Here is a 14,617-nt window from a genome sequence, read left to right as displayed (position 1 = left end):
TCCCCCTCCGGAAAGGGTCATTGCCATGATCAAGGTCGTACGGGGCAACCCGACCCCCGAGGAGCTGGCCGCCGCGCTCACGGTGGTCCGGGCGCGCGCCGCGGCGACGACGGCAGCGGCGTCCGACGCGTCCTCCGGCGGGTCGGCGCTGCCCGGACAGTGGGCCGACCCGGGGCGCATCGCCCGCCGTGCGCGCCATGTGCCGGGGCCGCGCGCCTGGGCACGGACGTACTGGCCCGGGTGACGCGCCGGGCACGATCTGGCCCGTAGGCACCACGGCGCCTGAGTACGGGTACTCAGGCGCCGTGGTGCGTGGCCGCAGCAGGATCGGGTCATGCTGTGGTCCGATCCCGAGAACAAGCCGCCGAAGGAACTGCGCGACGCCCAGGACATGATCCGGCGCGCGGGCCTGGTGCTCGCTCTCGCGATGCTCGTCGGAATGCTGGTGCTCGGAATCCGCTGAGAAGAGCGACCGGGACCCGCGACCGGCGGAACGGCCCGACGGACCCCGGCACAGCGGCACCGCGGACTTCGGCCCTGACGGAAGGCCGACCGGCGGGTCGGACGGACTTCCGCCCCTTCTACGATGGCGCGTATGACAGATCAGCGCCGTCTCGTGCTCGCCTCCGCCTCCCCCGCCCGTCTCGGTCTGCTGCGACAGGCCGGATTCGCGCCCGAGGTGATCGTCAGCGGCGTGGACGAGGACGCGCTGAGCGCCCCGACCCCGGCCGAACTGGCGCTGGTGCTCGCCGAGGCGAAGGCCGCGGCCGTGGCCGGCCTGCCGGAGACGGCCGGCGCCCTGGTCATCGGGTGCGACTCGGTCCTCGAACTCGACGGTCAGGCGCTCGGCAAGCCCGCCGACGCCGAGGAGGCCACCGCCCGCTGGAAGTCCATGCGCGGCCGCGCCGGGGTGCTGCGTACCGGCCACAGCGTGGTCGACACCGCCACCGGACGCACGGCCTCGGCGACCGCGTCCACGACCGTCCGTTTCGGTGAACCGACGGACGCCGAGATCGCCGCCTACGTGGCCTCCGGCGAGCCGCTCCACGTGGCGGGCGCGTTCACCCTGGACGGCCGTTCGGCCCCGTTCGTCGACTCGATCGAGGGCGACCACGGCAACGTCATCGGGCTCTCGCTGCCGCTGCTGCGCCGGCTCCTGGGCGAACTGGGGATCTCCGTCACCGACCTGTGGGCCTGAGCCCTCCCCGTCGCCCCCCTCCAGCGGCCACCCGGTCGGGCCACTCCCGCCGGGCCCCCGGCGTCGTCCCCTTCGGCCGGCCGCGGCAAAGCCGGTCCTCGCCGGCCGTCCGGCCCCCGCGGGCCGTGCCACCTCCGGTCGGACCCCCTCCGTCGAACCCGTCCCGTCAGACCGCCGCCGGGGCACCCGGCCCGGTCCCGTCCTCGGATCCGCCGTCCGCGGGCCCCCGGGCGGCGGACGGTTCGACGCCGACGGGCCGATCGCCCTCGGGGCCGTACACCACCAGCGTCAGCACGATCAGCCCGAGCACCGTCATCAGGAACGCGAACGCGATCCAGCCGAGCAGCCCCACCGCCACCGCCCCCAGCACCCCGTGCGCCACGGCGCAGACGATGAGGGCGATGCGGCCGAGCCGGCCCGGGGCCCGGTCGCGGACGCCGGTCAGCAGCAGGACCAGCGCGCACAGCAGCAGGCAGAGCCCGGACACGCCGCCCATCACCCAGGTGCCGCCGGACATGGCGCCGGATTCGAGACCGGCCAGGGACATGTCCTGGTTCTCGACGACCGTCGCGAGAATGCCGTTGACGAGCACGACGCCCACGGCCTCCGCGAACAACGCGAGCGCGGCCACGAACGCCACCGGTCTGCGCATCACGGCGCACACCTCCTGTCACCCGTAGTACGTGTTACCTGCAGTACGTCCGACAGCGCGGACCCTACTAACCGGTAACGCCCGGGACAAGACCTCGCGCGGCCCGCACCCTGTCCCGCACCCGCGCCACTCCGTCTCTCACCCCGCGCGCACCCCGGACGGCTCGCACCCTTTCGTGCGCCGGGCAAAGAATCGTTCGTCCATTAGTGGGGACTCGACAAAGAAACGCCGGACGCGGCTGGTCGCATGAACAGAGACCCGGACCACACCTCGTGGCTACTGTGCGGTCATGAATCCCGGCGTACCGTGGTGCCACAAGGGATTTCGCGACTTGAGCAAGCCTCGAATCACACTCCGTGTGGGAAAGCTCACCATTGGGGACGGGTCGTAGCGCCGTGTCGGTAGTCCCTAAACTCAGCTTGTTTCAAGGAGGGAGCCATCGTGCGCAAGGTGCTCATCGCCAACCGTGGCGAAATCGCTGTCCGCGTAGCCCGGGCATGTCGGGATGCCGGGATCGGGAGCGTAGCCGTCTACGCCGACCCGGACCGTGACGCTCTGCACGTCCGCGCGGCCGACGAGGCGTTCGCCCTGGGCGGTGACACCCCCGCCACCAGCTACCTGGACATGGCCAAGGTGCTCCAGGCCGCCAAGGACTCGGGGGCGGACGCGATCCACCCGGGCTACGGCTTCCTGTCGGAGAACGCCGAGTTCGCCCAGGCCGTCATCGACGCGGGCCTGACGTGGATCGGACCGCCGCCGCAGGCGATCCGGGACCTCGGCGACAAGGTCGCCGCCCGTCACATCGCGCAGCGCGCCGGTGCCCCGCTGGTGGCCGGTACGCCCGACCCGGTCGAGGGCTCCGCCGAGGTCGTGGCGTTCGCCGAGCAGCACGGACTGCCGATCGCGATCAAGGCCGCCTTCGGTGGCGGCGGCCGCGGGCTGAAGGTGGCGCGCACGCTGGAGGAGATCCCGGAGCTGTACGACTCCGCCGTCCGCGAGGCCGTGGCCGCGTTCGGCCGCGGCGAGTGCTTCGTGGAGCGCTACCTGGACAAGCCGCGCCACGTGGAGACGCAGTGCCTGGCCGACGAGCACGGCAACGTGGTCGTGGTCTCCACCCGTGACTGCTCGCTCCAGCGCCGCCACCAGAAGCTGGTCGAGGAGGCCCCCGCGCCGTTCCTCTCCGAGAAGCAGAACGCCGAGCTGTACGCGGCGTCGAAGGCCATCCTCAAGGAGGCCGGTTACGTCGGCGCGGGCACGGTCGAGTTCCTGGTCGGCGCGGACGGCACCATCTCCTTCCTGGAGGTCAACACCCGCCTCCAGGTCGAGCACCCGGTCACCGAGGAGGTCACCGGTCTCGACCTCGTGCGCGAGATGTTCCGCATCGCCGACGGCGAGGAGCTCGGCTACGGCGACCCGGTCATAAGGGGTCACTCCTTCGAGTTCCGGATCAACGGCGAGGACCCGGGCCGGAACTTCCTGCCCGCACCGGGCACGGTGACCGTCTTCGCCCCGCCGAGCGGCCCCGGTGTCCGCCTGGACGCGGGCGTGGAGTCCGGCAGCGTGATCGGCCCCGCCTGGGACTCGCTGCTGGCGAAGCTGATCGTGACCGGCGCGACCCGCGAGCAGGCCCTTCAGCGGGCGGCCCGCGCACTGGCCGAGTTCGACGTCGAGGGCATGGCCACCGCCATCCCGTTCCACCGCGCGGTCGTCGCCGACCCGGCGTTCGCCCCGGCCGACGGCACCCCGTTCAAGGTCCACACCCGCTGGATCGAGACCGAGTTCGTCAACGACATCAAGCCCTTCGCCGCCCCCGCCGACGCGGAGGCCGAGGAGGAGGCGGGTCGCGAGACCGTCGTCGTCGAGGTCGGCGGCAAGCGCCTGGAGGTCTCGCTGCCGTCGTCGCTGGGCATGAGCCTGGCCCGCACCGGTCTCGCGGCGGGCGCCAAGCCCAAGCGCCGCGCGGCGAAGAAGTCCGGCTCCGCGGTCTCCGGCGATACCCTGGCGTCCCCGATGCAGGGCACCATCGTCAAGATCGCCGTGGAGGAGGGCCAGCAGGTGCAGGAGGGCGACCTCGTCGTCGTCCTGGAGGCCATGAAGATGGAGCAGCCGCTGAACGCCCACCGCGCCGGCACCATCAAGGGACTCACCACCGAGGTCGGCAGCTCCATCTCCTCCGGCGCCGTGATCTGCGAGATCAAGGACTGACATCCGTCGGGGCGGCCGGACCCCACCGGCCACCCCGCACCGGACGTTCCGCGTCGGACGCCCCGTTCCGGACGTTCCGCGCCGGACGTCTCCCGTCGGACGCCCCGCACCGGGCCCCCGCGAAAGCCGAAAAGGCACCCGCGGGGGCCCGGTCGTTCGCGCGAGGAGTCCCCGGCCCGCCCGTCCGCGATGGCATCCTGGATCACGGGGCGGATGACGAGGGAGGCCCGATGGTGACGAGCACGGCGACGAGCACGGCACGGACGCCGTCGCGGCCCATGCGTGCGGACGCGCGCCGCAACTACGACCGGCTGCTGAGCGCGGCCCGCACCGCCTTCTCGGAGCACGGCACCGACGCGGCCCTGGAGGACATCGCACGCCGTGCGGGTGTCGGGATCGGCACGTTGTACCGGCACTTCCCGAACCGGCACGCGCTGATGAACGCCGTCTTCCAGGAGGCCCTGGCCGAGCTGATCGGCCGGTCCCGCGAACTGGCGGCGGCGGAGCAGCCGTGCCGGGGTCTGGTGGAGTGGCTGGGCGCGATCATCACCCACGCGGGCGCGTACCGGGGCCTGGCGCAGGCGCTCATGTCGACGTCACGGGACGAGACTTCGGCCCTCGCGCAGTGCAACGTGCCGCTGCGCGAGGCGGGGGCGGCCCTGCTGGCGCGCGCGCAGGCGTGCGGGGCCGTACGGGCCGAGGTGTCCATCGACGACCTGATGCAGCTGACGAACGCGATCGCGCTGGCGTCGGAGCAGTCGCCGGACGACCCCGAACTGGCGGACCGACTGCTGATGTTGACCCTTTGCGGGCTGAAGGGGCCCGGCGCGGAGGGCGGTTGAACCCCGCGCGCACCCCACCGGAACCACCGGAACCACCAGCCTCGTCGGCACTGTCGGCGCCATCGAGCCGTACCGGTAACGGCCCCGCGGGCCCGCACGGGGCCGGCACCGGCCGCTGCCGGGCCCATGGGCCGCGCGTCTCCTCGGGCGCGTGCCTATCGGCGTCGCAGGTCCGCCACCCTCGCCCGGTCCTGCTGCGCCTGCCCCTGATCCGGCAGCACCGCGGCGCCGCGCAGCGGTGCTGCCGGCTTCCCGGGGCCGCCGCGGGTACGGCGCTGGCCGGGCAGTGGCATGTCGCGGCGCACCTGCCGTCCCGACGGCGGCGACTCGGCCGTTCCCGGGCTTCCGCTTCCCGCACCGGCCACCGCGATCTGCACGCCCTGGTCCGCCAGGGCCTGGAGTTCGGTGGCGGCGCGGTCGTCGTGGCCGGGCGGCTCGTCCGTCACGAGACGGGTGATGAGATCCGTCGGCACCGTCTGGAACATGGTGTCGGAACCGAGCTTGGTGTGGTCCGCCAGGACCACCACCTCCGCCGCGGCCTGCACCAGGGCCCGGTCCACGCTCGCCGAGAGCATGTTGGACGTGGAGAGGCCGCGCTCGGCGGTGAGCCCGCTCCCCGAGAGGAACGCCCGGGAGACCCGCAGCCCCTGGAGGGACTGCTCGGCCCCGCTGCCCACCAGCGCGTAGTTCGAACCGCGCAGCGTGCCGCCGGTCATCACCACCTCCACCCGGTTGGCATGGGCCAACGCCTGGGCGACCAGCAGGGAGTTGGTCACGACGGTCAGGCCGGGCACGCGCGCGAGCCTGCGGGCCAGCTCCTGAGTGGTCGTACCGGCCCCCACGACGATGGCCTCGCCCTCTTCGACGAGTCCGGCGGCCACATCGGCGATAGCGGTCTTCTCCGCCGTGGCGAGATGGGATTTCTGCGGGAAGCCGGACTCCCGCGTGAACCCACCCGGCAGTACCGCACCACCGTGCCGGCGGTCGAGGAGTCCTTCCGCCTCCAACGCCCGCACGTCCCGCCGTACGGTCACTTCGGAGGTCTGGACGACACGGGCGAGCTCACGGAGCGATACCGCCCCGTTGGCGCGCACCATTTCGAGGATCAATTGGCGACGTTCTGCAGCGAACACGAAACTGACAGTAACGTGATCGCCCGAGCGTTTTCAGCACTTTGCACCGAATAGCAGAAGTTGCACATACAACGGGCCGCCAAGTGGTATAAGCGGCCCTGTTGTTGTTCCGTACTGATCGTCCGACGGTCGTTCCACGGCCCGAGTTGCCGGGTGTCGTCGACGACCGCCGGGTTCCCCCAGGTCCAAAGGGGCCTACGCGTCGCCCGCCCGCTTACGGGTGTGCAACTGCCGCGCCACTTCAGCGATCGAACCCGACAGGGACGGGTACACGGTGAACGTGTTTGCGATCTGTTCCACCGTCAAATTGTTGTCGACCGCGATCGAGATCGGGTGGATCAGTTCACTCGCCCGTGGCGCGACGACACAGCCGCCGACCACGATGCCGGTGCCGGGACGGCAGAAGATCTTGACGAAGCCGTCGCGGATGCCCTGCATCTTGGCGCGCGGGTTGCGCAGCAGCGGCAGCTTGACCACACGGGCGTCGATCGCGCCGGAGTCGACGTCGGCCTGGGTGTAGCCGACGGTGGCGATCTCGGGGTCGGTGAAGACGTTGGAGGACACCGTCTTCAGGTCCAGCGGGGCCACCGCGTCGCCCAGGAAGTGGTACATCGCGATCCGGCCCTGCATGGCGGCGACCGAGGCGAGGGCGAAGACCCCGGTGACGTCACCGGCCGCGTAGACACCGGGAGCGGTGGTGCGGGAGACCTTGTCGGTCCAGATGTGGCCGGACTCCTTGAGCCTGACCCCGGCCTCCTCCAGGCCCATGCCCGCGCTGTTCGGGATCGCCCCGACGGCCATCAGACAGTGCGTGCCGGAGATGACCCGTCCGTCGGCCAGGGTGACCTCCACACGGTCGCCGACGCGCTTGGCGGCCTGGGCGCGGGACCGGGCCATGACGTTCATGCCGCGGCGCCGGAAGACGTCCTCCAGCACGGCGGCGGCGTCCGGGTCCTCGCCCGGCAGCACCCGGTCGCGGGACGAGACCAGGGTGACGCGCGAGCCGAGCGCCTGGTACGCGCCCGCGAACTCGGCGCCCGTCACGCCGGAGCCGACCACGATGAGCTCCTCGGGGAGTTCGTCGAGGTCGTAGACCTGGGTCCAGTTCAGGATGCGTTCGCCATCGGGCTGCGCATCCGGAATCTCCCGGGGGTGGCCGCCGGTCGCGATCAGCACGGCGTCGGCGGTGAGCCGCTCCTCCGTGCCGTCGGCGGCGGTCACGACGACCGTACGGGAGCCGTCGGCGGCCTGGAGGCCCTCCAGACGGCCCCGGCCGCGCAGCACGCGCGCCCCCGCGCGGGTGACGGAGGCGGTGATGTCGTGGGACTGGGCGAGCGCCAGTCGCTTCACACGCCGGTTGACCTTGCCGAGGTCGACGCCGACCACGCGGGCCGCCTGGTCGATGTGGGGGGTGTCGTCGGCGACGATGATGCCCAGTTCCTCGTACGAGGAGTCGAAGGTGGTCATCACCTCCGCCGTGGCGATCAGGGTCTTCGAGGGCACGCAGTCGGTGAGCACGGACGCTCCGCCGAGGCCGTCGCAGTCGACGACGGTCACCTCCGCACCGAGCTGGGCGCCCACCAGCGCCGCCTCGTAGCCGCCGGGTCCGCCGCCGATGATCACGATCCGGGTCACGAAAAGTCCGCCTCGTATGTGTCATCCCGCGGCCGTCCGCCACCCCGGCCGGGGGTCCGGGGGATCGCCCCGGGGGAATGCAGTACGTACTTCATTGTCCCGCACGCGCCAAGGTGCTTCGCCCCGGGGCCCTCCATCCGTGCGTGCGGGGCCTCTTGCCCCCGCACGCCGACTACCGCGAGCGGGTGGCCCACGACGGCCCCGGCGACCCCCGTAAGGGGTCTTGCGCCCCGGAATCGACGATCCGGCCGCTACCTCCCGTACCCTCGATCACATGTCGCTCTACGCCGCGTACGCCGGCAACCTCGACGCGCGGCTGATGACACGCCGCGCACCGCATTCCCCGCTGCGCGGCACCGGCTGGCTCAACGGCTGGCGGCTGACCTTCGGCGGCGAGCAGATGGGCTGGGAAGGCGCGCTCGCCACGGTGGTGGAGGCCCCCCGCTCCCAGGTCTTCGTGGCGCTGTACGACATCGCGCCGATGGACGAGGACTCCATGGACCGCTGGGAGGGCGTCGGCCTCGACATCTACCGGCGGATGCGGGTGCGCGTGCACACCCTGGACGGCGAGGAACCGGCCTGGATGTACGTGCTGAACGGCTACGAGGGCGGCCTGCCCTCCGCCCGCTACCTCGGCGAGATCGCGGACGCGGCGGAGTCCGCGGGCGCACCGCACGACTACGTGATGGAAATGCGCAAGCGCCCCTGCTGACCCGCGCCGGGCCTCCGCCGGCCCGTGCCGGACATCTGCCGAGCCGTGCCGGACCCGCTCCTGTGCCGGACCTGGCCCCGGCCCCGATGCCGTCCGCGCGCCGTGTCCGGCCACGGGGCTGCCCCCTGGCCGTGCGCCGCGTCCGTCCCCGGTCCCGCACGGGCCCGGCCACGGGTCGCGGATCGCGGGTCGCGGATCGCGCGAGCCTTTCCGGCCCGTGCGCGTCCGGAATTCCCCTCGCCACCGGCAATTTTGTGTGATTGCACGAGAAAGCCTGCGCAGTCTCTGCGCGTGGGCATCTACGCGCGTAGGGAATCAGCGGTTACGCTCGTCCGCGTGAACGCATCAGTTATTCCGGACAACATCCAGGGCGCCCCCCGGGCCGCCGCCGACGCCGCCGCCGCCCGCCTGCGCGAGCTGACCGGTACCGAGACCCACGACGTCGCGCTCGTGATGGGTTCCGGCTGGGCTCCGGCGGGCGACGCGCTCGGCATTCCGGAGGCCGAGTTCCCGGTGACCGAACTCCCCGGTTTCCCGGCGCCCGCCGTGCAGGGGCACGGCGGCACGATCCGTTCGTACCGGATCGGCGAGAAGCGGGCCCTGGTCTTCCTGGGCCGTACGCACTACTACGAGGGCCGCGGGGTCGCCGCCGTCGCGCACGGCGTGCGCACAGCCGTCGCCGCGGGCTGCAAGACGGTCGTCCTGACCAACGGATGCGGCGGGCTGCGCGAGGGCATGCGTCCCGGCCAGCCGGTCCTGATCAGCGACCACATCAATCTGACCGCGGCGTCGCCCATCGTCGGCGCCAACTTCGTCGATCTGACCGACCTGTACTCGCCGCGGCTGCGCGCGCTGTGCAAGGAGATCGACGACACCCTCGAAGAGGGTGTGTACGTGCAGTTCCCCGGCCCGCACTACGAGACGCCCGCCGAGATCAACATGGTCCGGGTCATGGGCGGCGACCTGGTCGGCATGTCCACCGTGCTGGAGGCGATCGCCGCACGCGAGGCGGGGGCCGAGGTGCTGGGCATCTCGCTGGTCACCAACCTGGCGGCCGGGCTGAGCGGCGAACCGCTCAACCACGAGGAGGTCCTCCAGGCGGGGCGGGACTCCGCCACGCGGATGGGCGCGCTGCTGGCCCGCGTGCTCGAACGCATCTGAGCCGGGCGCCGGTCGCGGCGCGCGTGACGGACCCGACGCGACGGACCCGGAACGGATTCCGCGCCCGGACGGGCGTCGCCGCTCCCCCAACCCACCCCGCAGAAAGGCGGACCCATGCAGCAGGACCTCATGGCCCGGGCCAGGACGTGGCTCGCCGAGGATCCCGACCCCGAGACCCGTGACGAGCTGGCCGCGCTCATCGAGGCCGATGACGCCGGGAGCGCCGCCGAGATCGCCGAGCGGTTCGCCGGCACGCTCCAGTTCGGCACGGCCGGGCTGCGCGGCGAGCTGGGGGCCGGGCCGATGCGGATGAACCGCGCCGTCGTCATCCGGGCCGCGGCCGGGCTCGCCGCGTACCTCAAGGCCGAGGGGCAGGGCGACGGGCTCGTCGTCATCGGGTACGACGCCCGGTACAAGTCGGCCGACTTCGCGCGCGACACCGCCGCCGTGATGACCGGCGCGGGCCTGCGCGCGGCCGTGCTCCCGCGCCCGCTGCCCACCCCGGTGCTCGCGTACGCCATTCGGCATCTGGGGGCCGTCGCGGGCGTCGAGGTGACCGCCAGCCACAACCCGCCGCGCGACAACGGCTACAAGGTCTACCTCGGCGACGGCTCGCAGATCGTCCCCCCGGCGGACGCCCGGATCGCCGCCGAGATCGCCGCGGTCGGCCCGCTGGACACCGTGCCCCGCCCCGAGGAGGGCTGGGAGATCCTCGGTGACGAGGTCCTGGACGCGTACCTGGCCCGTACGGACGCCGTGCTCACCGCCGGATCGCCGCGCACCGCCCGGGTCGTGTACACGGCGATGCACGGCGTCGGCACCTCCGTGCTGACCGCCGCCTTCGCCCGCGCCGGGTTCCCGGAGCCGGTGCTCGTCGCCGAACAGGCCGAGCCCGACCCGGCGTTCCCCACCGTCGCCTTCCCCAACCCGGAGGAGCCCGGTGCGATGGATCTCGCCTTCGCGACCGCGCGCCGGGCCGGGCCCGATCTCGTCATCGCCAACGACCCGGACGCCGACCGCTGCGCCGTCGCCGTCCCGGACCCGGCGGCCGACGGCGGCTGGCGGATGCTGTGCGGCGACGAGGTCGGCGCGCTGCTCGCCGCCCATCTGGTGGACCGGGGCGCCGCGGGCGTGTTCGCCGAGTCGATCGTGTCCTCCTCGCTGCTCGGGAGGATCGCCGAGCGGGCGGGCCTCGGGTACGAGGAGACGCTGACCGGCTTCAAGTGGATCGCCCGGGTGGACGGCCTGCGGTACGGCTACGAGGAGGCGCTCGGCTACTGCGTCGACCCGGAGGGCGTGCGCGACAAGGACGGCATCACGGCGGCGCTGCTCGTCGCCGAACTCGCCTCCTTCCTCAAGGAGCGCGGCCGTACGCTCCTCGATCTCCTCGACGACCTGGCGGTCGAGCACGGGCTGCACGCGACCGACCAGTTGTCGGTGCGGGTGCAGGACCTGTCGGTCATCGCCGACGCCATGCGGCGGCTGCGCGAGCGTCCGCCCGCCGCGCTCGGCGGTCTCGACGTCGTCTCGGCCGAGGACCTGTCGCGGGGCAGCGCGCAACTGCCGCCCACCGACGGGCTGCGCTACCACCTCCGGGGCGCTCGGGTGATCGTCCGCCCCAGCGGCACCGAGCCGAAGCTGAAGTGCTACCTGGAGGTCGTGGTGCCGGTCGGTTCGGCGGACGGCCTGCCCGAGGCCCGCGCGGAGGCGGCGCGACTGCTGGACGCGATCAAGCGTGATCTGGCGGTGGCCGCCGGGATCTGACGCCCTGGTGCCCGCCGGGCCGTGTCCTCGTACTGCCGCCTGCTGTGCGGCGCCGGTACGAGGACACGGCCCGGACCCGTTCCTGGGCCCGATCCCGGGCCGGGGCCGACGACCAGCTCCGATTCCCGGTCCCCTGCGACCGGGGCGGGCCCTGCCGAGGCCGGAGCCGGCCGGGCAGCACCGGCAGCGGCGCACGGCCCCGGCGCCGCCGAGCCGGGCACGGTCCGCTGCCCCGGTGGCACACCGACGCCATCCGTTCGATATGCCCCGACATGACATGAATGGTGAGTAAAAGTACGTTCAGTCACGGGTCGGTTACTCAACCGACCGCTCCCAGACAGGAGAAAGTGACATGGCCACGCGTTCCACCATCATCACGGCCACCACCACCGTCGCCGTCGCGGCCGCGGCCGCTGCGGCCCTGGCGGCCACCGGCTCCGGCCCCACCTCGGCCGACGCCCCCGAGAAGCCCGAGAAACCCCCGGTGGCCGCCCGGCAGGCACCCGCCCCCGTCGCGCACGACGGGGCCACCGCACCGAAGGGAGGCAAGGACGCCACCGGAGCGGGCGGCGCCGAGAGCGGGGGCGACGAACGGGGGCGCGGAGGAGAAGAAGGCGGCGGGGGCCGAGGCGGCGAGGACGGCGGCGGCGGCGAGGGTCGCGGCGACGAGGGCGGCGAGGGCCGCGGCGGCGACCGGGGCGACGACGAGGACGGCGGCGGCCGGGGTGGGGGCGACGACGAGGGTCGGGGCCACGGCGGAGGACACGGCGGGGGTCATCACCGCGTGGGCCGCATCCACTTCAACGAGCGCACGTACCCCGCCTACCCCGACGGCTGCATCACCGCGGCCAGCGGCCTCGGCTCCACCAGCTTCAACATCTTCAACGAGAGCCGGATGACCGTCGAGGTCTTCTCCGGGGCGACCTGCGACAACGGCGGCCCGATCGCGACCGTCGGCCCGTACGGCGACACCTCGGGCGTGATCCCGCAGCACGTCCAGGGAGGCGTGTCCGTGTTCAACGGCGTGGGCGCGAGCTTCCGGGTGGTCCGGCACGGCCACGGCGGCGGCTGGGGCGACGACGGGGGTGACGACGGGGACTACTGAGCCACCCGCCCCTTCACGACACGACATGACACGGGCACCGGATCGCCGGAATCGAGCCGGGCCCCACCACATACCCCGCCCACCCTCACCCCTCTCCGTTATTAGATAGACTGGTCTACCTAATAACGGAGAGGGGGCCGCCATGCCCGATACGGAAGCCACCGGGAAACGGCCGGTGACGCGCAGGCGCGGGGCCGCGCGGACCCGGATCCTCGATGCCGCGGCGCGCCGGTTCTACGCCGACGGCGTGGCGGCGACGGGGATCGACACGATCACGGCCGAGGCCGGCGTGGCGAAGATGAGCCTCTACAACAACTTCGACTCCAAGGCCGATCTGGTCCGCGCCTACCTCCGGGCCCGGCACGAGGAATGGCTCGGCCTCTACCGGGAGCGCCTGGCCGGAGCGCGGGGCCCGCGCGAGGCCGTGCTCGCCGTCTTCGACGCGTACGCCGATCATGCCCGGCTCGCCTACGAGCACGGGTTCCGGGGCTGCGGGCTGCTCAACGCCGCCGCCGAACTGCCCAACGGTCACGAGGGCCGGACGGTGGTGCGGCAGCACAAGGAAGAGGTGGAGGCCATCCTGGCCGGGCACCTGACGGAGCTGCTGCCCGGTCGGGAGGAGAAGGTCCGCGCCACGGCCGAGCACCTGGCGTTCCTGCTCGAAGGCGCCATCGTGCGCGCGGGCCTCGAAGGGGACGACGCGCGGATGCGGCACGCCCGCGACCTGGCGGCGCGCCTGGTGGACGACCTGTGACGCGGACCGCCGACCACTCCGTCGGCACGGGCGCGGGAGCGGGGGCAGGAGCGCTCGCCGTGCTGGTGGCCTCGGTGCTGTGGGGCACCACGGGCACGGCGGCGACGTTCGCGCCACAGGTGGGGCCACTGGCGATCGGAGCCGCGGCGATGGGCCTGGGCGGGCTGCTCCAGGCGGCGGTGGCCGGGCGGAGCATCGCACGCTTCCGCGCGGGCCTCCGGGCGCGGTGGCGGACCGTGCTCGTCGGCGGGGCGGGGGTGGCGCTGTACCCGCTGGCGTTCTACACCTCCATGCGTCTGGCCGGTGTCGCGGTGGGCACGGTCGTCTCCATCGGTTCCGCCCCACTGGCCTCGGCGCTGATCGAACGGGCCATCGACCGACGGCGCCTGTCCCGGCGCTGGACGGCGGGCGCGGCGCTGGGCGTGGCCGGCACCGTGCTGCTGTGCGCGGCCGAGGCGGCAGGGGCCGGCTCGGGATCCGGGCCCGGTTCGGACTCCGCCGTCCGGACCGTCGTCGGCGTGGGCCTCGGACTGCTCGCAGGCGTGACCTACGCCGTGTACGCGTGGGCGGCGCACCGCCTCATCACCCATGGCGTACCGTCGCGAGCGGCCATGGGCTCGGTGTTCGGGCTGGGCGGGCTGATGCTCGTGCCGGTGCTGCTCGCCACCGGGGCACCGCTGGTCGCCTCCTGGACGAACGCGGGCGTGGGCCTCTACATGGCGCTGGTACCGATGTTCACCGGGTACGTCCTGTTCGGCTTCGGCCTGGCCCGCGTGCCGGTCAGCACGGCGACCACCCTGTCCCTGCTGGAGCCCGCCGTGGCGGCGGTGTTCGCCGTGCTGGTCGTGGGCGAGCGGCTGCCCGTCCTCGGCTGGGCCGGGATCGTCCTCGTCGTCGCCTGTCTCGGGGTGCTGACCGTCCCCTCCCGGCGCACGCGCCCGCGCTCGCTTCGCCGGGCCGGTTCCGGGCGGACGGCGGCGGTACCGGCGCCCTCGGACGGCGCCGGGGACGCGGTGGACCGCCGCGTGACCTCGCCGCCCACCGCCGCGACCGAGCACCGGACCGTCGACCCGGCCAATGGTCCGGCCGGCGTCTGAGGAGGGGCTGGGCCGACCCCGAACTGTCCGGTTGCTCCGGGCATGGCGGCCCGCGCCTCCACGGCGTCCGCCGGGTCCCACCCGGCCCGCGGCACCGAGGCCGGCAGCAGCCGGGGGTACGGATCCTGGGCCTCCGTCAGGACCCGTACCGTCGGCCTCTGCTCCACCACCGTGCCACGACGCATCAGCAGGGCCTCGTCCGTGATGTGCTGGACGACCGCCAGGTCGTGGCCGACGAAGACCAGGGCCGCTCCGGTGTCCAGGCGCCCTGACCGGCCCCGGGCACCTCCCTCCTCCGCCTCGGATTCGAAGGCCCCGGACACCGCTTCTTCTCCCACTGCCGATCGTGGGCGAGGTCG

General features: G+C 73.2%; 14 protein-coding genes. 11 read left to right on the top strand and 3 right to left on the bottom strand.

Annotated elements, in window-relative coordinates; all coding sequences use genetic code 11:
- Positions 1-25: 25 nt before the first annotated feature.
- The 3 genes from AMK22_RS03115 (at position 26) to AMK22_RS03110 (ending at position 1,198) form a co-directional block, all read left to right on the top strand.
- A complete protein-coding gene (locus AMK22_RS03115; RefSeq protein WP_073781662.1) occupies positions 26-244 on the top strand; it encodes an acyl-CoA carboxylase subunit epsilon in 219 nt (72 codons plus the stop codon).
- 90 nt (positions 245-334) lie between these two features.
- Complete coding sequence (mmpB, locus tag AMK22_RS41715) at positions 335-463, top strand: morphogenic membrane protein MmpB (RefSeq protein ID WP_274535408.1); 129 nt, start codon at positions 335-337, stop codon at positions 461-463.
- A 123-nt stretch (positions 464-586) separates the two neighbouring features.
- The gene (locus AMK22_RS03110) at positions 587-1,198 is read left to right on the top strand and encodes a Maf family protein (RefSeq protein WP_073781661.1); all 612 of its coding nucleotides are present in this window, start codon (positions 587-589) and stop codon (positions 1,196-1,198) included.
- 166 nt (positions 1,199-1,364) lie between these two features.
- On the opposite strand, the gene AMK22_RS03105 is transcribed toward AMK22_RS03110, so the two are convergent.
- Positions 1,365-1,850, bottom strand: coding sequence for a hypothetical protein (locus AMK22_RS03105; RefSeq protein WP_079185898.1), 486 nt, complete (start codon positions 1,848-1,850; stop codon positions 1,365-1,367).
- Between the two features lie 441 nt (positions 1,851-2,291).
- On the opposite strand from AMK22_RS03105, the gene AMK22_RS03100 reads away from it, so the two are divergent.
- Both AMK22_RS03100 and AMK22_RS03095 read left to right on the top strand, forming a co-directional pair.
- Positions 2,292-4,055 carry an acetyl/propionyl/methylcrotonyl-CoA carboxylase subunit alpha gene (locus AMK22_RS03100; protein ID WP_073781660.1) on the top strand — a complete coding sequence of 588 codons (1,764 nt, stop codon included), beginning with the start codon at positions 2,292-2,294 and terminating at the stop codon, positions 4,053-4,055.
- 278 nt (positions 4,056-4,333) lie between these two features.
- Positions 4,334-4,897: a TetR/AcrR family transcriptional regulator gene (locus AMK22_RS03095; RefSeq protein ID WP_079185918.1), complete on the top strand. Its 564-nt coding sequence runs from the start codon at positions 4,334-4,336 to the stop codon at positions 4,895-4,897.
- 155 nt (positions 4,898-5,052) lie between these two features.
- Here the strand turns inward: AMK22_RS03095 and AMK22_RS03090 are convergent, their stop codons facing one another.
- Together AMK22_RS03090 and AMK22_RS03085 are read right to left on the bottom strand one after the other, a co-directional pair.
- Entirely contained in the window at positions 5,053-6,030 is a 978-nt protein-coding gene (locus tag AMK22_RS03090; RefSeq protein WP_073781658.1) for a DeoR/GlpR family DNA-binding transcription regulator, read from the bottom strand.
- Between the two features lie 195 nt (positions 6,031-6,225).
- Complete coding sequence (locus AMK22_RS03085; protein ID WP_073781657.1) at positions 6,226-7,665, bottom strand: NAD(P)H-quinone dehydrogenase; 1,440 nt, start codon at positions 7,663-7,665, stop codon at positions 6,226-6,228.
- 274 nt (positions 7,666-7,939) lie between these two features.
- Here AMK22_RS03085 and AMK22_RS03080 point away from each other — a divergent pair, with 274 nt between their 5' ends.
- From AMK22_RS03080 to AMK22_RS03055, 6 genes are all read left to right on the top strand, one after another.
- Positions 7,940-8,377, top strand: coding sequence for a gamma-glutamylcyclotransferase (locus AMK22_RS03080; RefSeq protein WP_073781656.1), 438 nt, complete (start codon positions 7,940-7,942; stop codon positions 8,375-8,377).
- A gap of 336 nt (positions 8,378-8,713) precedes the next feature.
- Positions 8,714-9,538 carry a purine-nucleoside phosphorylase gene (locus tag AMK22_RS03075; RefSeq protein WP_073781655.1) on the top strand — a complete coding sequence of 275 codons (825 nt, stop codon included), beginning with the start codon at positions 8,714-8,716 and terminating at the stop codon, positions 9,536-9,538.
- Between the two features lie 114 nt (positions 9,539-9,652).
- Positions 9,653-11,302: a phospho-sugar mutase gene (locus tag AMK22_RS03070; protein ID WP_073781654.1), complete on the top strand. Its 1,650-nt coding sequence runs from the start codon at positions 9,653-9,655 to the stop codon at positions 11,300-11,302.
- A gap of 352 nt (positions 11,303-11,654) precedes the next feature.
- Positions 11,655-12,407 (top strand): hypothetical protein, encoded by a 753-nt coding sequence (locus AMK22_RS03065; protein WP_073781653.1) that lies wholly within the window; start codon positions 11,655-11,657, stop codon positions 12,405-12,407.
- Between the two features lie 142 nt (positions 12,408-12,549).
- Positions 12,550-13,161 (top strand): TetR/AcrR family transcriptional regulator, encoded by a 612-nt coding sequence (locus AMK22_RS03060; RefSeq protein ID WP_073781652.1) that lies wholly within the window; start codon positions 12,550-12,552, stop codon positions 13,159-13,161.
- Positions 13,158-14,258, top strand: coding sequence for a DMT family transporter (locus AMK22_RS03055; protein ID WP_443333265.1), 1,101 nt, complete (start codon positions 13,158-13,160; stop codon positions 14,256-14,258). Before AMK22_RS03060 ends, AMK22_RS03055 begins: the two co-directional genes overlap by 4 nt.
- Positions 14,259-14,617: the final 359 nt, after the last annotated feature.

The sequence above is a fragment of the Streptomyces sp. CB01580 genome (genome assembly GCF_001905795.1).
Classification (GTDB): domain Bacteria; phylum Actinomycetota; class Actinomycetes; order Streptomycetales; family Streptomycetaceae; genus Streptomyces.
This window is presented reverse-complemented; position numbering and strand designations above follow the sequence as displayed.